We start from the raw sequence: 20336 nt of genomic DNA, 5'->3' as shown, positions 1-20336 counted from the left end.
TATATATGTTATAATTTCGATACCTAATACTCAGTTTTAGGAATATCCTATTACTTAGTTTTAGGAATTGAAAAAATGGGAGGAACGACAAATGTCAAGAGGAATTGAAGAAGAAAGAAAACAAGAAATTATCAAAGAGTTTAGAATTAACGAAAAGGATACAGGTTCTGTAGAAGTTCAAATTGCTTTATTAACAGCAAGAATAAAACATTTAACAGAACATTTAAAAACTCATCCAAAGGATTTCCATACAAGAAGAGGACTTATGTCAATGGTTGGTAAGAGAAGAAAAATGCTTAAATACTTAAAGAGAGAAAAAACAGAACTTTATTCAGAAATAATAAAAAAATTAGGAATAAGAGGTTAATAAAAAACGGGGCTTATGCCCCGTTTTATTTATTTATAAAAATATGGTAAAATTATAGTAAGTATAATTGTGAGGTGAAAAAATGAAAATATGGGAAAAAGAACTATTTGGTAAAAAACTAAGAATAGAATATGGAAAAATGGCAAAACAATCGTTAGGATCAATTTTATTAATTTATGGTGAATCTTCACTTTTAGTTACTGCAAATGCAAGTGAAGAAGAAAAACCTGGTATAGATTTTTTCCCGCTTACAGTAGAGTTTAAAGAAAAATTTTATGCTGTAGGTAAAATTCCAGGAGGTTTTATTAAAAGAGAAAGTAGACCAAGTGAGGAAGCTATTTTATCTTCAAGATTAATAGATAGACCAATAAGACCTTTATTTCCAAAGTCTTTTCATAATGAAGTTCAAGTTATAAATACAGTTTTTTCAATGAGAAATGAAGATTATATAGATACTTGGGGAATAACAGGTTCTTCAATAGCTTTAAATTTATCTCCAATACCTTTTAAAGGTATTGTAGCAGGAGTGAGAGTTGGATATGTTAATGGAGAATACATAGCTTTTCCAACTGAAGAACAAATGAAAAATTCTAAAATAGATATAGTTGTAGCTGGAACAAAAGATGCAGTTACAATGGTTGAAGGTGAAGCTTTAGAAGCTTCTGAAGAAGAAATGGTAAAAGCATTAACTTTTTCACACAATGCAATAAAAGAAATAATAGAATTTCAAGAAGAAATAATTTCTGAAGTAAGTATTGAAAAATGGGAAGTAAAAGAACCTGAAATTCCAGAAGAAATGATAAATGCATTTATGAATACAGTTAACAATGATATGATTAAAGAATGTATGTTAAAAGAAGGGAAAAAGAATAAAGATAAAGCAATAAAAGAATATAAAAAAGAACTTTTTTCAAATTTTATTGAAAACAATGAAAGTTGGGATGAAGAGTATATAAATGAAAATATGTCTTTCATAAAAGAAGCATTTGAAGAAAGATTTAAAAAAGTTATGAGAAGAATGATAATTGAAGAAAATAAAAGAGCAGATGGAAGAACAGTTGATCAAATAAGGCCTATTACATGTGAAGTTGGTTTGATTCCAAGAGTTCATGGTTCTTCATTGTTTACAAGAGGAGAAACACAATCTTTAGGAATAATAACCTTAGGAATGCAATCAGATGTACAACATGTTGATACTATATTTAGTAATGAAGAAAAGAAATTTATGCTTCATTATAATTTTCCACCATTTTGTACAGGAGAAGTAAAACCTTTAAGAGGACCAGCTAGAAGAGAAATAGGACATGGTCATCTCGCTGAAAGATCACATAAAAATTTAATACCTTCTGAAGAAGAATTTCCATATACAATAAGATCTGTTTCTGAAGTGTTGGAATCTAATGGATCTTCTTCAATGGCAACTGTTTGTTCAACATCTCTTGCATTAATGGATGCTGGTGTACCAATAAAAAAACATGTTGCTGGTGCAGCAATGGGACTTATATTTGAAGAAGATGGATATGTTGTGTTAACTGATATACTTGGAATGGAAGATCATTTGGGAGATATGGACTTCAAGGTTACTGGTACAAGAGATGGAATTACAGCTTTCCAAATGGATGTTAAAGTTGAAAAAGTAAACGAAGAGATAATGACAGTGGCTCTTGATAAGGCAAAAAAAGCAAGAGAACATATATTGAATTTAATGTATGATACAATTTCAGAACCAAGAAAAGAACTTTCACAATATGTTCCTTATGTAAAAATTACAAAAGTTCCAGTTGATAAAATTGGAGAAATTATAGGTCCTGGCGGTAGAGTTGTAAAAGATATTAATAAGAAATTTGAAGTAGAAACTGATATAAATGATGAAGGTTTAGTAAAAGTAGTTGGCTTTGATAGAGAAAAGGTTAAAGCAGCTATTAATTATGTAGATGGAATAATTAAAGTTGTAAAAACAGGAGAACATTATGAAGGGACAATAAAAAAGATTGAAAAATTTGGTCTTTTTGTTGAAGTGTTGCCAGGAAAAACAGGACTATTACATGTTTCTAACTATAATAAAAATGTAAAATATAATATTGGAGATAAGATAAAAGTTGAGGTTCTTAGAGTAGAAGGGGCTAATAAATTTCAATTAAAAGAAGAAGGGTTTGTAAAAAAACCTTATAAAAAACCTGAAGAAAAAAAAGATGAAAAAGATGGAGGGAATTGATTTTGTATAAATTGCACAAATTGAACAGTGGCATGGATCTCATTTTAATAAATAGAGATTCGATGAGAAGTGCCGCCGTTCTATTCTGTGTGAAAGCTGGTTCTGTTCATGAAATTGATGAAAATTCTGGTGTTTCACACTTTATAGAGCATACTGTTTTTAGAAAAACTAAAAATAGAGATATAATTGAAATAAAAAAACCAATTGAAGAAATAGGTGGAACAATAAATGCATTTACGTCAAGAAATATAACGGTTTTTTATTCAAAAGTTCCAGAAAAAGAAGTCGAACTTGCAATAGACACTTTATCTGACATTACTTTTCATGCCTCATTAGATGAAGAAGATATAGAAAAAGAGAGAAGTATTATTTTAGAAGAAATTGCAATGTATGAAGATGATCCAGTAGATAATGCTTTTGAAAATCTTTTTAAAAATGTTTATGATGAAAATTTTGGAAGACCAATACTTGGATCTAAAAAAAATGTAAAAGCATTTAATCATAAAAAAGTATATGAGTACTATGAAAAATATTATGTTCCTCAAAATACAGTAGCAGTTGTTTCTGGTAAATTTAATGAAAAAGAAATAATAGAAAAATTTGAAAGTATAAAATGTTTAAGAAATGGAGAAAAAAATACATTTAAAAGTCCAATTTTAAAACAAGAAAATGTCTTTGTAAAAAAAACAAAGAGAGACTTGAATCAAGTGTATATAATAAATGGATTTGAAGCACCTGCAAAAAATTCAAAATTATATTTTCCAACATTGGTATTGAATACCTTACTTGGAAGTGGAATGAGTTCGTTATTATTTACTGATATAAGAGAAAAAACGGGTTTAGTTTATGAAATAGCAACGGATTATAATGCGTATTCTAAAAGTGGATTATTTGTTATTTTTGCAGCCACTTCTGAAGATAAACAAGAAAAATTTGAAAATAAATTAAAAAACATATTAGAAACAATAATTGAAAGAAAAGATATAAAAGAATGGGTTGAGTATGGTAAAAAAAGAATATCTGGGAAACTAACTTTGGATATTGAAAGTAATGTTTCAATGGGGATGAATAGTTTAGACCTTTATTTAAGTTATAATAGGATAGTGAATATAGATGAAATTATTGAAAATATTTCAAAAGTAACTGTGGAAGATGTAAAAAAAGTTGCTAAAACTATCTTTTTTAATAAAAAATATGTATCTATTTTAAAACCAGAGACTGATTAAATCCGGAGGTGGATTTATGAAAAAAATAAAGATAAGAAATTTGAAACCAGGATTAATCTTGGCTGAAAATTTGACAAAAGACTCAATAATTCTTTTGACGCAGGGGACTGTAGTTACTGAAAAAGATATAGAAAGATTAAAACGCTATAAAGTTGATGAATTATATATTTATGATGAAGATGATTTTCAAAAAGAAAGTAATATAAAAATAGAGTTTAAAGAAATTCCACCAGTTATAGAATCAAAAAAATATAATGCGTGGAATGAACAATTTGATAAAGTTCTTGATATAACTAAAATACAAGAAGATACATCTGAATTAAATGATATGGTTGAAGATATTTATAGTACATTTTTAGAAAAAGATGAAATTTTTTTGAATTTATTTCATTCGATTGGAGATAAAGCGTTACAATCACATTCTATAAATACTTCTATAATATCTTCTATAATATCAATACATTTGAAAATGCCAAAAATATTTTCAGATCAGCTATTAAAATTGAGTTTAATACATGATATGGGGTATGCTTTTATAGACAAAAGAATCGTTTTTGATTATGAAGAAACACAGAGTAAATATGTTAAGTCACATTTAATATCTGGATATAAAGCATTTGAAAATTTAAAAAAGCAACTTTCTAAAGAAGTTGTTAATTCTATAATAGCTCATCATGAAAGATATGATGGTAATGGAATATTAATGGGATTAAAAGGAGAAAAAATAAGTCCATTAATTAGAATTATGCAAATTGGTGATGCTTATGATTCACTCATAGAAATAAAAAAGACTCCATATGAAGCAATGAGTTATTTATTAAAAAATTCTGGGAAAATATTTGATCCATATTATGTTAGCACTTTTTTCTCAATAGCTGGATTATATCCAACGGGAACTAAGGTTTTACTTAATAATAATGAAGTTGGAGTCGTTATGAAAAAAGGAAAAGCTGCTGTATTCCCTATAATAAACTTAAATGGACATATAATTGAAACTGGTCCAAAGTCTGGTGTTTATATTAAAGAGGTAATTGGATAATGATATTTAAAGATGTTGATAAATTAGAAACATGGAAATATATTCTTGCTTCTGATATACCTTCTTTAAAATTAAAAAAAGGTACAATAATTGATAGTTCTAACAAATATTTATTATTAAAAAATGGAATTTTTACAGTTCCAGTATTAAAAAATAGAGCAGCAGATGTTGCTGTAATAGATGAAAAAAAAGTAGAAAAATCATATATGGATATGAAAGATTTATGGAAAAAATTAGATAGTGAAGATAAGGTTATAGATAAAAAAGTAGAGGATATGTCCGAAGAAATAACTGAAAGTGTACTTAAAAATTTTAAAGAAGTTTTATACTTACCTTTAAAAAAATTAAAAGATTACGATGAATATACATACACACATAGTTTAAATGTTGGAATGGTTGCATCTTTAATAGGAGCTGAATTTGGATTAGATAAAAAAGAATTAAAAAACTTAACTTTAGCGGGACTCCTTCATGATGTTGGAAAATCAAAAATTAAATATGAAATCTTAAATGCTCCAAGAAGGTTGACAACAGAAGAGTTTAATGAAATAAAAAAACATGTTGTGTATGGAAAAGAGCTTTGTATAAAAAACCATATATTGGATGAAGATTTAATAGATGGTATTCTTCATCATCATGAAAGATATGATGGTAAAGGATATGTGGAGGGTATGAAAGAAAAAAATATCAGCTTATTTGCACGACTTTTAACTATTTCTGATGTTTTTGATGCGTTAACTTCGAAAAGAGTTTATAAAAAGAGTTGGAATTATTATAGAGTAATTTCTCATATAATACAAAATTCTAACAAAATGTTTGATCCAGAATTAGTTACACTTTTAATAAAAATTTTTGGACTCTATCCACCTGGAACAATAGTAAAATTAAATGATTTTAGAGTCGGTACGGTTGTTGCTTCACAAAAAGGAAATGATATACAACCAATAGTTCAAATTGAAGATAAAGTTATTGATTTAAAAAGTGAAAAAAAATATATTGTAGATGTTGTTGATGAGGTAGAAAATTATGAAGAAAATATCTGAGAGTTTAGAAAATTATTTAAGAGCAATATATATATTACATATTGATGGGAAAATCCCAAGAATAAGAGATATATCTAAAATGCTTGAAGTTAGGGACGCTTCAGCTTTTGATGCTATAAAAAGACTTGAAAATATGGATTATGTTTCACATGAAAAATATGGATATATTGATTTAACAGAAAAAGGTTTAGCAGAAGCCGAAAGTGTTTATAGAAAATATATAACCTTAATAGATTTTTTTGTAAATATTCTTAATATTTCAAAAGAACAATCTTATAAATTATCTTGTGGTGTAGAACATCATATGACAGAAGATTTTTATGTTTCTCTTGAAGCAATGATGATATTTTTAAAGAGAAATCCAATAGAATATAGAAAACTAAAAGATTTTATAAAAAAATATAAAAAAGAAATGCCACATGTATTTAGAAAAACATTAGAAGAACTTAATGTTGGAGAAGAATCTGAAATAATAAATATATCTTGTAATAATGAAAAAAAAGAACAAATCTTTAAATTAGGGCTTTTTCCAGGAATAAATTTCTTAGTAAAAAGCAAAAATGAAACAAGTATAGAATTAGAAATTAATTCTAAAACTATAAGAGTATTACTTGAAGATGCAATGTATGTTATAGTTAAATAGGGGGGAAGTAAGATGGTTGGAAGAGTAAAGAAAGCTGTAGAATATATTTTAGAAAAAATTGAAGAAAAACCAATTATTGGTTTGATTTTAGGATCTGGATTAGGCTATATTGCAGATAAAATTGAAAATAAAAAAGAAATAAAATATGAAGATATACCTTACTTTCCAAATTCAACGGTTTCTGGTCATGAAGGAAAGTTAATAATAGGAAATTTAGAAGGTATTCCTGTAATAGCATTAAAAGGAAGATTTCATGCTTATGAAGGTCACAAATTAAGTAAAATAATTTTTCCAGTATATGTAATGAAAGAACTTGGTGTAAGAGGATTAATTTTAACTAATGCAGCTGGTGGTATCAATAGAACATTTAAACCGGGAGATATAGTAGCAAATACTGATTTCATAAATTTTGCTATAAATCCTCTTATAGGTCCTAATGATGAAGAACTTGGGCCAAGATTTCCATCTATGGCGAAACCAATAGATAAAAAATGGTTTGAAAGAATAAAGATTAACTGTTTTGAAAATGGTATAGAAATAAAAGAAGGGACTTATATATGGATGCTTGGACCAACATATGAAACACCAGCAGAAATAAAGATGGCTGCAAATTTTGGAGCAGATTTAGTTGGAATGTCTACGGTTCCAGAAGTAATAGCTGCAAATCACACAGGAATAAAAGTTGTATCTTTTTCTGCTGTTACAAATATGGCAGCTGGAATACTACCAAAACCATTGAATCATAAAGAAGTAATTGAAGTTGCAGACAAAATAAAAGATAAATTTGAATTAGTTGTAAAAACATCAATTAAATTGTTTTAGGAGGTAAATCAATGATAGACGAAGTAATAAAAGAAATCAATAGAGCTGATACAATATTAGTAGCAGGTCATATTATGCCAGATGGTGATGATGTTTCATCTATATGTTCATTGGTAATGGGATTAGAAAAATATGGTAAAAAAGTTATTGGGGCAATAGATGATGAAATACCAGGATATTTAGAAGAATTACCAATTTTAAAAGAAAAAATAAGAGATTTTGATTGTGTAAAAAATACTCCAGCTGATTTAATAATAATAGTAGATGCTTCTTCACCAGATAGAGTTGGAAGAATACAAGAGTTATTTGAATATAAAAGAATAGTTGTTATAGATCATCATGCAACAAACTTAAATTTTGGACATGTAAATTGGGTAGATGCAACATCTGCATCAACAGCACAATTAGTTTTTAAATTAAATCAAAAACTTGGAGTTAAATATGATGAAGAATTAGCAACAATAAATCTTTTAGGTGTAGCAACTGACACAGGATTTTTTAAATATTCAAATACAAATGCACAAGTATTTGAAGATGTATCGAAATTAGTATCTTTTGGTGGAAATATTTCGTACATCACAAATGCAATATTAGAAAATAAACCTATAGAAAATGTTCTTTTATTTAAAGATGTTATAGAAAATCTTAAATTTAAAAAAGATAAAAAAATAGCTTATACTTATGTAAGTTTAGATATGTTAAAAAAATATAATATATTACCTAAAAACACACCACCATTTGTAGGTGATTTAAGATCATTAAAGGGTGTTGAAGTTGCAATTGTTTTTAATGAACATGAAAAAAATGTTTTTCATACTTCAATGAGATCAAAAAAATACTTTGATGTTTCAGAAGTTGCGTTACATTTTGGTGGTGGTGGACATGTTAGAGCTGCTGGATTTTCAAAAGAATCAGATAATATAGAAAAGTTAATGGAAGAAGTTACAGATTATATAGCAGAAAAAATGGAGAAATAATGAAATGATATATATTTTCTTATTTTCTATATGGTTACTTTTAATGGGTGATTTTTCAGACTTATCAATAACACTTGGAGTTTTTTCTGTTTTAATAACTCTTTATTTAACAAAAGTTTTTTTTAATAAGAAAATTGTTGGTACAGTTGAAATATTTATTTCAGCAGTTGGTATTGTTGTTGAAATGTATAAAAATACATTTAAATTTATTCCATTAATATATGGAAAACATTATTCGGGTATATCTTATTTAGATGTAAAAAACAAAAGTAAAATTGAAAAAGCAGCAATAGCAAATTGTATTACTTTAACTCCAAAAACTTTATTTTTAAAAGAAGAAGACAATAAATTATTGATACATAAAGTTGCTAGAACTAATGAAGAAGCTCATTCAAAGGATGGAATATGGGATGGTGAACTCTTTTGATAGAAAATATATTAGAAATTTTATTAATGATACCAATTATATTAACAATGACAAAATTAATAGTCGGTCCTACAAGTTGGGACCGACTTTTAGCATATGCATCATTTTCAACTAAAATAGTAATTTTAATGATTTTCTATACTTTTATTAGTGAACAATTAATTCTTTTAGATATGATCATAGTTGTTTTAATATTAAATATATGGGGAATATTGATAACAACCAGATTTTTAAAAAAGGTGGTTTTAAAAGATGATAGCTGATATTTTAATCATATTTGGACTTTTTTTATTTATAACTGGAAGTTTAGGTTTTTTTACAATGAAAGATATATTTTCTCAAATTCAAGCAGTTGGAATTTCAGATACCGTTGGGCTTTTTACAATTGTAATAGCCTTTATAATAAAATATCCAGAAGAAATTGGAAGATTACTTTTAATAGGTATTTTAACATTAATTTTAAATCCAGTTATTTCTCATGTAATAGCTCAAGGAGCTAGTGAAAGTGGTTTGAAAATAGGTGGTAAAGAAAAATGACAATAACAATTTATTTTTTATTTTTAATTTTAATTGTAATATCTTTTTATATTTTATTTCAAAAAAAACATATAAATACTCTTTTAGCTTATGGAAGTTTTGGAATAGCTTTATCTGGTATATTTTTTATAATGAATGCACCAGAAGTAGCAATAGTCGAAATAACAATAGGATCAGCATTTGTTTTTTTTATATACTTAATAGCTTTAAAGAAAACAGCAACTTTGAAAGTATTGTATGTAGAAACACCTTATTTAATTGAAATAAAAAAAGGAAATTTGTATGGATTTGAATATTATATACTAGATACTTTTTTAAAAAAAAGAGGTTATGAAGCTGAATACATAAAAGTAGATCCAGAAAAATCTTTAAGCAAATTAAAAAAAAATGGAGATATTTTAATAGGTGGAATAGTTGTTGAAGATAAAATTGAAGGTATACATGTTTCAGAAACTCATTTACCTACTAAAATATTAAAAATAGGAAATTCTTTAAAGACAACACACGGAATTTTATACAATAATTTAGAACAAAAAATGATAAATGAACTAAAAAAAGATTTTGTAATAGATGTAATAAGATATAAACATTTGATGTATAAAGGAAAAAAATTTGATGATATAGAAGAAGTAAAAAAAACTGGATACAAAATAATTTTTAATGAAAAAAATGCATTTTTAATAAAAGATTTTAACGAATATATAAATGAAATAAAAGAAAATGAAAAATTATATAATGAATTAGTAAGAAGGTATATAGGATGAAAAAGATAATTGTTTTTTTATTACTATTAATTTCATTTTTATTATTATTAATTAATTTAAAAACAGGTAATGCTATTAGTGTTTATACTGCAGAAGAAATTAAATTAGAAAACACTTCAAAAAATATGGTTTCAGCAATAGTTTTAGATTATAGAATGCTGGATACTTTTTTTGAAGTCCTTGTATTCACATTAGCAATAACAGGAGTTTCTTATTATTTAAAAAAACTTCCAGAAGTAAAAGATTTTGAATTTGAAAAAGAAAGTGGAATTGTAGAAATTATAACTCCTATTTTATTTCAATTATTAGCTTTATTAGCTTTTTATGCAGTAGTTACAGGGCATGTTGGAACAGGAGGAGGTTTTTCGGCAGGAGTTATTTTAGGAACGGCATTATTAGGTGTAACTTTCGTTAAACCAATTGAAGACATTGAAAGAGTATTTAAAAAATCTAAAATAGAAAAATATAAATATTTAACACCACTTATAATAGTGATATATGGTATGCTTGGTAAAATTTGGGGAGGAGAATTCTTTTGTAATTTCCCAATACTTGGAAATTATGGTCATTTATTTAGTGGAGGATCAGCAATATTTCTAAATTTTTTAATAGGTATAGAAGTTTTTGCTGGAACATGGACAATTTTATATAAATTTATAAAACATAGAGGAATGTTGTAAATAGGAGGGAAAAAAGTGCTTACTTACGAATTATTTTCAATATTTATATGTTTTATAGGACTATCAGGTGTTATACTAAAAAAAGATATAATATTAAAATTAATGAATTTAGGTGTTTTTCAAGGTGGTGTTGTATTGTTTTTTGTAAGTTTAGCGTATAAAGGAAAAGCTCCAATGATTACTGAAGGAGTTACAAAATATTCTGATCCACTTATACATTCATTTTTACTTACAGTAGTTGTAATTGGATTTGCAAATTTAGCTTTAATCTTAGTATTTTCTATGATTTTATCTAATAAATTAAAGACATATAGAATAGATGAATTAGAAAAAAAGATTAATAAAGGTAGGTAAAAAAATGTTTTTATTATCTTCGCTTTTACCAATAAGTTTTGGAATACTTGCATATATTTTTAATAAAAAACATAAAATTTTTGCTATATTTTCCTATATAATTGAATTTTATATTTTAATATTTTCAAAATTTGGAACTATTATACCTGGAAAATGGAATCCAATAAATGGAATAGAACTTTTATATAATTATGAAATTAAAGTTATTTTATTATCAATATTTTTATTTTCTTTAATAAATTATATAAGAATAATTAAAAAATATGGAAGTGAATTTACATTTTTATGGTTAATCTTAAATGGTGTAATAAATAGTTTTTTTATGAGTAGAGATTTTTTTAATTTATATGTTCATCTTGAATTAATTTCAATGATAGTATTTCTTTTAATACCTTTAGATAGAACTGAAAAAAGAATTTGGGCATCATTGAAATACATGATAATGAGTGGAGTAGCATTAAATTTTTATTTAATAGGGGTAGGGATTTGGTATTCTGTATCTGGTACATTAAATATTATTGAAATACAAAATTATACAATGCCTATTTTTGCTCAAACTTTTATAGTGACGGGTCTTTTAATAAAAACAGGATCCTTTTTTTTGGGAGGCTGGTTACCAGATGCCCATGCTGAAGCTATGAAAGGAATATCGCCTATTTTATCTGGTATAGTTGTTGAGCTTGGATATTTTATACTTTATTATATTAATGGTTCTTTTGATAATAAGATAAAAAGAATGTTAGTATATTATGCAGTAATAGCAACAATTGTATCGTCTATTTTTACATACTTTCAAAATAATTTTAAAAGATATTTGGCATATTCAACAATGACACAAATGGGTTATGCATTACTTGTAATATGTTTAAAACCAGAATTATTTCCTTATTTTTTTATATATCATTTATTTTCAAAAGGATTTTTATTTTTTATAGCAGAAGATTTGCATATGGAAAAAATGAATGAAAAAAAGATAGAAGTAAGTTTAGATACTTTTATTTTAACTGCATTGCTATTATTTAATATGAGCGGTATTTATCCTTCAACATTATATTTTATAAAAAAAGCAATACATTCTCCAATAATTTTTGAAATAAATGCATTCATATTTGGTCTTTATTTTATAAAATTATTAAATGGGATGAAAATAAACTTTAAAATAAAACCATTAAAAATATATATGTTTTTTTCATTTTTCATTTTTTACTTTTTGAGTTATAATTATTATGTATTTGATTTAAAAAAAGTTTTAATATCTTATGTGATGTTTATTTTTGCTTTTGTATTTCATAAAATTTTAAAAAAATTCAATGGAGAAAAATTTAATATATATAAATTTGAAGATACAATTATTTATCAAATGATATTTGTAGTATTTCTCATGCTAATGGAGGTGTTAAAATGAAAAAAGTATTAATAATTATTGCTTTATTATTGATTTCAATTAATATTTTTTCAGCAACAATACAAGCAATAGATGGAAATATACTAAAAAAGATAACGGTTATTTCAATAAAAGACGGTAAAGCAGAAATAGAATCAAGATTTACTGGAAAGATAACAATACCACTTGATAATATAGTTTACATATCTTTTGATGATGTTTCAAAAGATATGGAGGGAATATTGATATCTAATTATAATTTATCTGGTTATGTAAAAGAATACAATGCTGAAAGTAATGAAGCAACAGTAGTTACAACATCAGGAGAATTTTTTATTACAGATCCATCTGTAATAAAATTTTGGAATATAAGACAAAATACTATAAAAGAAGAAACAAAAAAGGATTATTCATCAAAAAATTATAATATAAAAATAGAAAAAAATACGTTTTATAAAGGTGAAATAGAAAATATAAAAAATGGTAATATTCAATTTAATGTAAAAGAATTAGGGACAGAAATTATTCCAATAGATAATATAAATATTTTGTATAGAGACACTATTGATAAGATTCCAGATGGAAATATACTCTTAACTAATGGGATATTATTCAAATTTAAAGATTTAAAATATGAAAATGAAAATTTAGAAATAACTTTACCTTTTGGTATATTCAATACAAATATGAAATATGTAAAATCTTTTGCAGGTTTTTCAAAAGAGATATCAAAAATGCCGTATTATTTTATTTTAAATGATGAAGTAAGATTTTATGCAGATATAAAAAGATTTAATGATAAAACAATAACTTTAAAAACAGCATTCCAAGAACATGAAATTTCAAATGATATAATAACAACATTTTTGAAAATGCCAATAAATAAAAAAATGATAATAGCAACAAGTGATGATATTGTATATGGAGATTATACTAATCAAAATGAAAATTATATTTTAAAATCATCTTTGAATGAAAAAAAGATAACTGATGTAAAAATTATAAACAAAGAAAAAACTGAATTTTTATCAAAAACTTCTGATCCAATATATACATTAAAAATTAATTCTGAAATAAAAGATTTTAATGTACAAAATAATAAAATTTATATTATGCAAAATAATATGATAAAAGTTTTTTCTATTTCAGAATTAAAAGAATTAGAATCAATAGATTCAAAAATAAAACTACCAATTGAAATAAAATATATAAATAATGATTATATAACATACAATTTTTTTGGAGAACTATATTATTCTAAAAATGAAAAAAATCAAAAATTTGATAATCAAATATCATATATTAATTGTCAAAATAAAAAAAATTTTTATGTAGCATTAAAAAATGGAGAATTATATTCATTTGATATAGAAAATAATGATGTAAAAAAAGTATTTGATTATAAAGAAGATATAAAACTTATACAAGATAATTATGTAGTTACAAAGTTTGGAAAAATATATTCAAATGGAAAGAAGATAAAAGATTTTAATATAAATTTGAAAAAGGCTTTAAAGTATAAGAATTTTTTATACCTTTTAGATTTTAACAACAATGTATATATATACAATTTAGATAACAATGAACTAAAAACAATAAGTTCTAAGGAACAAATAATAGATTTAAATGTTAGTGAAGAATATATATTTGTTTCATATAAAAATAGTATATCAATTTTAAATAAATCAAGTGAAGAAGAATCAAAGAAAATAAAAATAGATAAAAAAATATTTAAAACTACCATTTATAATAAATATTTGATAATAATGTCAGAGGATGAAATGTTTTTATATAAAATTTTTGAAAACTAAAGTTAAAAATTGACTTTAGTTTTTTAAAAAAAGAATAGAAACATATAAATTTAAATTATTATATAATTAAAAGGTTCTTTCATTTATGAAAGAACCTTTTAATAAACGTATTTATTGTTTAAATCTATTACTTTATCAAATAGATTTGAATTTTTTAATCTATGAGATATTACTACTATACACATATTTGGATACTCTTTTATTAAATTTTCTAAAATATCTTTTTCCATTTTTTCATCTAGAGAACTTAAAACTTCATCTAAAAGTAAGACATCAGGTTTTTTTAGAATAGCTTGAGCCAAATTTATTCTAGCTTTTTCTCCACCAGAGATCTTATCTTTATTTAAATTACGATTATTATTTTTATAAAATTTTTCTAGTTTTACTATTTTTAAAATTCTTTTGAGATCATTTTTATTAAAATTATCTTCATTAAAAAACAAATTTTTTTCCAAAGACCCTTCAAAGATGACTCTATCTTGAGATAACAAAATGATCTTTTCTCTTAAAGAATTGATATCATAATGTTTTTTTTCCAAGTTGGATATTAATATTTCTCCATTATATGAGCTAAATAAACCTATTAAACAGTTAAAAAGAGTGCTTTTTCCTCGACCACTTTCTCCTAAAATCATAACTTTTTCTGAACTATTTATTTTTAAATCTGGAATGTAAATCTTTTTTTTATCATAATTATAAGAAAAATTTTTAAATTCAATAGAATTAACATTTTTTAAAATTAAGCTTCCAGAATATTCTTTTTCTAAGTTTAAAATATCATTCATAGACTTTATATAAGGAGTTATACCTAAAAAGGATAAATATAAATTATAAATTTCTTTAATAGAATTAATAAAAATAGGTACAAAAGTATATAGTATAATTATATTTCCTTGAGAAATAGGTTCATTTTTTAAAAGAATTGTGATTGTTACTATTAAAATGGGTAATATATTTATAAATATATTTAAAATACTTGTCCATGTTTCCGAATAAACAGCAGTTTTTATTATTTCATCATTCATTAAAGAATGCATTTTATTAAATCTTTCAGTAAAAAATTTTTTAGTTTTGAGAAGTTTTATTTGCTTTATTGCAGAAAAAGTTTCTATACTTTCTCCATAAAGATTTCTATAAATATTTAAAACTTTATTTTCATGAAATTTTATTTTTTTACCTAAAAAGAAGGTAAAAAATAAAATTATTGGTAAAGATAATAATAGTAATAATATACCAATTTTAGAACTAGACTTTGTAATAATATAAAAATATACTATTGATTGTATTATGTTTATTGGTAACAAAATTAAAGATTTATAAAATGAAGAAACTCTATTAGTTGAATTTATAAAATCTCCCCAAATATTTCCAATTTTATTTTTTATAAAGTATTCAAACTTTGTGTCTATTATTTTAGAAAGCATATAATTTCTTAAATTTTTAATTCCAGAATATAATAGTTTATGAGAAATGTATGATATAAAGACATTTGTTAAAAGTAAAATCAAGTAAATAAATACTATAATAATTAAAAGCTTGAGAATTGAAGTGTTTTCTGATATTAAAAAATTCTTATTCATAAGTATTTTTGTTTTTTCTGATATAAAAAATGATGAAAATAAATTAAAAGTTAGAAATAATAATAAGATTGCTCCTTTTTTTTTATTCTTATGAAAAAAAATTTTAATTGATTTATTCATTTATATCACCTGAACAAAAAGTTATAGTTTTTAGATATTCTATATTATTTAAATTTTTTGAGTTAGTATACTCAGATAAATATTTTTTTTCAAACGCATTATTCATATCATTGTGTTTAAAGTTTTTTAAAGGATTTTTTTTATTATAATTGACAAATTCAGAAAAATTTTTTAAATATATTTCTATATTCTTTGTGTTGAGTTCATCATAACCATAGTGAAATATAAAATAATAAATTATATAATTAGAATAAATTTCATAATTCATCATAATAGAAAAATATTTTTCATAATCTTTATCTTCATAAAAAGAAAAAATATTAGTTAGTATAGAATTTGGATTACTAACTAAATTTCCTTTAAAATAAACTATTTTATATATTCCATCAGAAAAAAATTTTGATTTAGGAAATTCAAATTTAGATTTGATCTTTAACTCATCTATTTTTTTATAATCAGACAATAAAGGATTTTTTTTAAAATAAATTCTTTTATAATTGTTTGTAAGTGAATAAAAAATAGATTCGGAATCAAAATTTGTATAATTGTGTATATAAAAATCAGATTTCTTTTTAAAATTTTTTAAGGTACAATCATCTAACTTATCTTTAATAAATTTTAAATTATCTGGTAAATCAAATTCATAATTTATTTTAGAGTACTTTTTAAAATCATTTTCTCTTAAAAAAAAACAATTATTTCTATAAATAAATTGAATATCATTGGCTTTAAAATAATTAATGATTGAAATATCAAGACTTATATTATCACTATAAACAGTTGTATAAATTTTTTTCACCTTCTTTTAATAATTCGGAAATTGAATCAAAAAATAATTTTTGAAAACATAATGTGTTTTTTTCAATTGAATTATAATTATTTCTCAAATTATATCTTTTATAAAAACAACTTTCTTTAGCTGAATCAACTATTTTATCAGAACAAAAATCTATATACTTACAATAATTACAATTTTTTGAATTTATTTCAGATTCAACAATTTTTAAAATTTCATACTCAGAAAGATTTTTGAAGTAATAATTTTTTATAAAGGATTCTTTAAAAGTGCTTTCGATATCTTTAATATTATTAAAAGAAAAAATATTTTGAGGAAAGTATCCTTGATTATCATACTCGTATAGAAAATGACAAGGATACAAATTTCCATTTTCGGATATTGAAATTATTGAGTTTTCCTTATTTGTACAACTGCTCAAAGTATTTTTATATTTTTTTCCTAGTTTAAAGTTATTATAAACATTTATATATTCTTTTATATTCCAAAAATCAATACAATCGTTATTCATAACAAAAGAAATTATTTTTTTTATGTTTTCTTTTAATATTTCAATATCAAATGATTCTTTTGATTCTTTTAAATTCATATCTACATTTACATTAGTATTGAAGCCTAAATTATTAAAAAATAAAAAATCATCGTATAGATTTTTATAATTTTTAATAGTTAAAGTTTTTGCTATAGAAATATTTTTAGAAATATTAGATTTAGAAAGAATTTTCAAATTTTTAAAAACGTTATCAAATGTATCTTTATTGGTTAAAGTTTTTCTACCCATATTATGTGATTGTTTATTCCCATCTATACTCAAAAGTAAATTAAAGTTATAATTTTCTAAAAAATTAATGTAATCATTATTTAAAAGACTCAAATTTGTTGTTATTGAAAACTTTTCTACGTTAACATTTAAATTACTTACAATTTTATTCATAATAGGAAAGTTCATAAAAGGCTCTCCACCAAAAAAGTGTATTAATTCTATTGAATCATTTAAATTTAATAAATCAATAATTCTTTCAGCTGTATATTCATTCATAATAGTTTTAGCCTTTTTCTTTTGATAGCAATACTCACAAGAAAAGTTACAATCATTTGTGAGTGAAATCCAATAATACTTACTCATATCAAATCTCCTCCTTCTTTAAAAATAAGCACGTTTTTAAAAAACGTGCTTTAACTTAACATTGAGCCATAAATTCACCGTGTTCTTCTATCATAATAGCACAACCCAAAGGTAGAAAAATATCCACTTTTTTTCTTTTCTTTGATACTATAAAATTCAATTTTCACACTTCCTTCAATATATATGTGTTTGTGTACACAAATATTTTTAAGGTTATAGTTTTTAATATGTTAAAGTTATATAAAATTAACATGCTTTTTTTTCAATTATATAAATATTATACCAAAAAAATGTAATTTTACAAATAAAAAATAAATAAATTTACATATCCATAATATATATTGATTAATTTATAGATGTTTTATAATAAATATATTTTATTAATCAAATATTAATTCTTTTAACCTTATGAAATATTTTAATAAGTATTTGTTTTTTCATCAATTAATGTTTTTTCATAAGTTATCGATTTTTCTGTTTTTTACATTTATTTTTATTGAGGCATTTTGTGTATATAAAGGGTGCTATATCCATAGTAGAGAATATTAAAAAAACAAAAACACACGAACAAGTGGAAAAGGGTAAGATAAAAAAAACAAAAAAGTAAAAGAAAAGCAATTGACAAAAGAAGGAGAAAGTGATAGAATGATTGAGTCGCTGAGCGAAAGTCAAGCGAAGGAGAAACAAGCTCATTGAAAAATGGATAGAGGTAGTAAAATAAAACTTTTCGAAAGAAAAGACGCTAGTAAGAAAGAACTAGAGTGAGAATCAAACCATTCGAATGGAGGGTTTGATCCTGGCTCAGGGTGAACGCTGGCGGCACGCCTAACACATGCAAGTCGAACGAAGAAATCCACTTCGGTGGAGAGTATTAGTGGCGAACGGGTGAGTAACGCGTAGGAATCAACCCTTTGGACTGGGATAGCTATGGGAAACTGTAGGTAAAACCGGATAAGCTCGAGAGAGGAAAGGAAGAGAAGCGCCAAAGGACGAGCCTGCGTCCCATCAGGTAGTTGGTGAAGTAAAAGATCACCAAGCCGACGACGGGTAGCCGGTGTGAGAGCACGAACGGCCACAAGGGAACTGAGAGACGGACCCTACTCCTACGGGAGGCAGCAGTGGGGAATTTTGGACAATGGACGGAAGTCTGATCCAGCGATGCCGCGTGAAGGAAGAAGTCCTTCGGGATGTAAACTTCTGAATTTACAGAATATAAAGTACTGGGGACAGTACAAGGAAGGTATGTAAAGAAAAGCCCCGGCTAACTACGTGCCAGCAGCCGCGGTAAGACGTAGGGGGCGAGCGTTGCCCGGAATCACTGGGCGTAAAGGGAACGTAGGCGGTTATGTAAGTCAGGTGTGAAATGTCACTGCTCAACGGTGGAACAGCGCTTGAAACTGTATAACTTGAGGATACTAGAGGAAGACGGAATTACCAGAGTAGGGGTGAAATCCGTAGATATTGGTAAGAAGGCCAGTGGAGAAGTCGGTTTTCTGGAGTAATCCTGACGCTGAGGTTCGAAAGCTAGGGGAGCGAACCGGATTAGATACCCGGGTAGTCCTAGCCGTAAACGATGTTCACTAGGTGTGGGATGTCAAAGTTCCGTGCTGAAGCAAACGCGATAAGTGAACCGCCTGGGGAGTACGTCCGCAAGGATGAAACTCAAAGGAATTGACGGGGACCCGCACAAGCGGTGGAGCATGTGGTTTAATTCGAAGCTAACCGAAGAACCTTACCAGGAATTGACATGGAGATAAGGTAGTAGAGATACTACTAACTTTCGCAAGAAAGGAGTCTCACACAGGTGGTGCACGGCCGTCGTCAGCTCGTGCCGTGAGGTGTTGGGTTAAGTCCCGCAACGAGCGCAACCCCTGCCATTAGTTGCCAGCATGTGAAGATGGGCTACTCTAATGGGACAGCCGTCGACGAGACGGAGGAAGGAGGGGATGACGTCAGGTAAGCGTGCCCCTTATGTTCTGGGCGACACACGTGCTACAATGGTACGGACAGAGGGAAGCGAAGCTGAGAAGTGGAGCAAATCTCACAAACTGTACCTCAATTCGGATTGCAGGCTGAAACCTGCCTGCATGAAACCGGAATCGCTAGTAATCGCAGGTCAGCCAAACTGCGGTGAATACGTTCTCGGGTCTTGTACACACCGCCCGTCACGCCACCCGAGTTGGAAACGCCCGAAGATGGATGCTGTAACCGCAAGGAACGGATGCATCGAGGGTGGAGCTAGTGAGGGGGGCGAAGTCGTAACAAGGTAGGTGTACCGGAAGGTGCGCCTGGATCACCTCCTTTCTAAGGAGAACAACTACCTCTATCCATTATTGAGTGAGATGGGCTAGTAGCTCAGGTGGTCAGAGCGCACGCCTGATAAGCGTGAGGTCGGAGGTTCAAATCCTCCCTGGCCCACCAGATC

At 26.0% G+C, this 20336-nt stretch carries 19 protein-coding genes, 1 tRNA gene and 1 rRNA gene; 18 read left to right on the top strand and 3 right to left on the bottom strand.

Annotated features, from left to right (window positions below):
- Positions 1–91 precede the first annotated feature (91 nt).
- From rpsO to IGS63_RS11170, 16 genes are all read left to right on the top strand, one after another.
- Entirely contained in the window at positions 92–367 is a 276-nt protein-coding gene (gene rpsO, locus IGS63_RS11245) for a 30S ribosomal protein S15 (protein ID WP_190614935.1), read from the top strand.
- A gap of 82 nt (positions 368–449) precedes the next feature.
- Complete coding sequence (locus IGS63_RS11240; RefSeq protein WP_190614934.1) at positions 450–2582, top strand: polyribonucleotide nucleotidyltransferase; 2133 nt, start codon at positions 450–452, stop codon at positions 2580–2582.
- A gap of 2 nt (positions 2583–2584) precedes the next feature.
- The gene (locus IGS63_RS11235; protein ID WP_190614933.1) at positions 2585–3808 is read left to right on the top strand and encodes a M16 family metallopeptidase; all 1224 of its coding nucleotides are present in this window, start codon (positions 2585–2587) and stop codon (positions 3806–3808) included.
- Positions 3809–3824: 16 nt separating this feature from the next.
- The gene (locus IGS63_RS11230) at positions 3825–4847 is read left to right on the top strand and encodes a cyclic di-GMP phosphodiesterase (protein WP_190614932.1); all 1023 of its coding nucleotides are present in this window, start codon (positions 3825–3827) and stop codon (positions 4845–4847) included.
- On the top strand, positions 4847–5890 hold the full coding sequence (locus tag IGS63_RS11225) for an HD-GYP domain-containing protein (RefSeq protein ID WP_190614931.1): 1044 nt from the start codon (positions 4847–4849) through the stop codon (positions 5888–5890). Before IGS63_RS11230 ends, IGS63_RS11225 begins: the two co-directional genes overlap by 1 nt.
- Complete coding sequence (locus IGS63_RS11220; RefSeq protein ID WP_190614930.1) at positions 5874–6533, top strand: metal-dependent transcriptional regulator; 660 nt, start codon at positions 5874–5876, stop codon at positions 6531–6533. Before IGS63_RS11225 ends, IGS63_RS11220 begins: the two co-directional genes overlap by 17 nt.
- Positions 6534–6545: 12 nt before the next feature.
- Complete coding sequence (locus IGS63_RS11215; protein WP_190614929.1) at positions 6546–7355, top strand: purine-nucleoside phosphorylase; 810 nt, start codon at positions 6546–6548, stop codon at positions 7353–7355.
- An 11-nt stretch (positions 7356–7366) separates the two neighbouring features.
- Positions 7367–8332: a DHH family phosphoesterase gene (locus IGS63_RS11210; protein ID WP_190614928.1), complete on the top strand. Its 966-nt coding sequence runs from the start codon at positions 7367–7369 to the stop codon at positions 8330–8332.
- A gap of 4 nt (positions 8333–8336) precedes the next feature.
- The gene (locus IGS63_RS11205) at positions 8337–8759 is read left to right on the top strand and encodes a Na+/H+ antiporter subunit E (protein ID WP_190614927.1); all 423 of its coding nucleotides are present in this window, start codon (positions 8337–8339) and stop codon (positions 8757–8759) included.
- A complete protein-coding gene (locus IGS63_RS11200; RefSeq protein WP_190614926.1) occupies positions 8756–9022 on the top strand; it encodes an MrpF/PhaF family protein in 267 nt (88 codons plus the stop codon). Before IGS63_RS11205 ends, IGS63_RS11200 begins: the two co-directional genes overlap by 4 nt.
- On the top strand, positions 9012–9296 hold the full coding sequence (locus IGS63_RS11195) for a monovalent cation/H(+) antiporter subunit G (RefSeq protein WP_190614925.1): 285 nt from the start codon (positions 9012–9014) through the stop codon (positions 9294–9296). Before IGS63_RS11200 ends, IGS63_RS11195 begins: the two co-directional genes overlap by 11 nt.
- On the top strand, positions 9293–10060 hold the full coding sequence (locus IGS63_RS11190; protein ID WP_190614924.1) for a Na(+)/H(+) antiporter subunit B: 768 nt from the start codon (positions 9293–9295) through the stop codon (positions 10058–10060). Before IGS63_RS11195 ends, IGS63_RS11190 begins: the two co-directional genes overlap by 4 nt.
- On the top strand, positions 10057–10740 hold the full coding sequence (locus IGS63_RS11185) for an MnhB domain-containing protein (RefSeq protein WP_190614923.1): 684 nt from the start codon (positions 10057–10059) through the stop codon (positions 10738–10740). Before IGS63_RS11190 ends, IGS63_RS11185 begins: the two co-directional genes overlap by 4 nt.
- A 15-nt stretch (positions 10741–10755) precedes the next feature.
- Positions 10756–11094, top strand: coding sequence for a cation:proton antiporter subunit C (locus IGS63_RS11180; RefSeq protein ID WP_190614922.1), 339 nt, complete (start codon positions 10756–10758; stop codon positions 11092–11094).
- 4 nt (positions 11095–11098) lie between these two features.
- Positions 11099–12499 (top strand): proton-conducting transporter transmembrane domain-containing protein, encoded by a 1401-nt coding sequence (locus IGS63_RS11175; RefSeq protein WP_190614921.1) that lies wholly within the window; start codon positions 11099–11101, stop codon positions 12497–12499.
- Entirely contained in the window at positions 12496–14289 is a 1794-nt protein-coding gene (locus tag IGS63_RS11170; RefSeq protein WP_190614920.1) for a hypothetical protein, read from the top strand. Before IGS63_RS11175 ends, IGS63_RS11170 begins: the two co-directional genes overlap by 4 nt.
- Positions 14290–14387: 98 nt before the next feature.
- Here the strand turns inward: IGS63_RS11170 and IGS63_RS11165 are convergent, their stop codons facing one another.
- From IGS63_RS11165 to IGS63_RS11155, 3 genes are read right to left on the bottom strand one after another with little or no spacing between them, the layout of a single operon-like run.
- A complete protein-coding gene (locus tag IGS63_RS11165; protein ID WP_190614919.1) occupies positions 14388–15989 on the bottom strand; it encodes an ATP-binding cassette domain-containing protein in 1602 nt (533 codons plus the stop codon).
- Entirely contained in the window at positions 15982–16788 is an 807-nt protein-coding gene (locus IGS63_RS11160) for a hypothetical protein (protein ID WP_190614918.1), read from the bottom strand. The genes IGS63_RS11165 and IGS63_RS11160 overlap by 8 nt, the downstream gene beginning before the upstream one ends.
- Complete coding sequence (locus tag IGS63_RS11155; RefSeq protein WP_190614917.1) at positions 16760–17911, bottom strand: radical SAM protein; 1152 nt, start codon at positions 17909–17911, stop codon at positions 16760–16762. The genes IGS63_RS11160 and IGS63_RS11155 overlap by 29 nt, the downstream gene beginning before the upstream one ends.
- 778 nt (positions 17912–18689) lie before the next feature.
- On the opposite strand from IGS63_RS11155, the gene IGS63_RS11150 reads away from it, so the two are divergent.
- Together IGS63_RS11150 and IGS63_RS11145 are read left to right on the top strand one after the other, a co-directional pair.
- Positions 18690–20215: ribosomal RNA gene (locus IGS63_RS11150) — 16S ribosomal RNA — on the top strand.
- A 40-nt stretch (positions 20216–20255) separates the two neighbouring features.
- Positions 20256–20332 (top strand) — tRNA-Ile (locus IGS63_RS11145).
- Positions 20333–20336 lie beyond the last annotated feature (4 nt).

The organism is Tepiditoga spiralis (assembly GCF_014701195.1).
Lineage (GTDB): Bacteria > Thermotogota > Thermotogae > Petrotogales > Petrotogaceae > Tepiditoga > Tepiditoga spiralis.
This window is presented reverse-complemented; position numbering and strand designations above follow the sequence as displayed.

What these genes read in the sequence shown, in the direction of transcription:
- IGS63_RS11210 (WP_190614928.1), top strand. Translation starts at nt 7,367, where the DNA reads ATGATAGACGAAGTAATAAAAGAAATCAATAGAGCTGATACAATATTA.
- rpsO (WP_190614935.1), top strand. Translation starts at nt 92, where the DNA reads ATGTCAAGAGGAATTGAAGAAGAAAGAAAACAAGAAATTATCAAAGAG.
- IGS63_RS11175 (WP_190614921.1), top strand. Translation starts at nt 11,099, where the DNA reads ATGTTTTTATTATCTTCGCTTTTACCAATAAGTTTTGGAATACTTGCA.
- IGS63_RS11155 (WP_190614917.1), bottom strand. Translation starts at nt 17,911, where the DNA reads ATGAGTAAGTATTATTGGATTTCACTCACAAATGATTGTAACTTTTCT.
- IGS63_RS11190 (WP_190614924.1), top strand. Translation starts at nt 9,293, where the DNA reads ATGACAATAACAATTTATTTTTTATTTTTAATTTTAATTGTAATATCT.
- IGS63_RS11215 (WP_190614929.1), top strand. Translation starts at nt 6,546, where the DNA reads ATGGTTGGAAGAGTAAAGAAAGCTGTAGAATATATTTTAGAAAAAATT.
- IGS63_RS11225 (WP_190614931.1), top strand. Translation starts at nt 4,847, where the DNA reads ATGATATTTAAAGATGTTGATAAATTAGAAACATGGAAATATATTCTT.
- IGS63_RS11170 (WP_190614920.1), top strand. Translation starts at nt 12,496, where the DNA reads ATGAAAAAAGTATTAATAATTATTGCTTTATTATTGATTTCAATTAAT.
- IGS63_RS11165 (WP_190614919.1), bottom strand. Translation starts at nt 15,989, where the DNA reads ATGAATAAATCAATTAAAATTTTTTTTCATAAGAATAAAAAAAAAGGA.
- IGS63_RS11240 (WP_190614934.1), top strand. Translation starts at nt 450, where the DNA reads ATGAAAATATGGGAAAAAGAACTATTTGGTAAAAAACTAAGAATAGAA.
- IGS63_RS11195 (WP_190614925.1), top strand. Translation starts at nt 9,012, where the DNA reads ATGATAGCTGATATTTTAATCATATTTGGACTTTTTTTATTTATAACT.
- IGS63_RS11185 (WP_190614923.1), top strand. Translation starts at nt 10,057, where the DNA reads ATGAAAAAGATAATTGTTTTTTTATTACTATTAATTTCATTTTTATTA.
- IGS63_RS11230 (WP_190614932.1), top strand. Translation starts at nt 3,825, where the DNA reads ATGAAAAAAATAAAGATAAGAAATTTGAAACCAGGATTAATCTTGGCT.
- IGS63_RS11220 (WP_190614930.1), top strand. Translation starts at nt 5,874, where the DNA reads ATGAAGAAAATATCTGAGAGTTTAGAAAATTATTTAAGAGCAATATAT.
- IGS63_RS11205 (WP_190614927.1), top strand. Translation starts at nt 8,337, where the DNA reads ATGATATATATTTTCTTATTTTCTATATGGTTACTTTTAATGGGTGAT.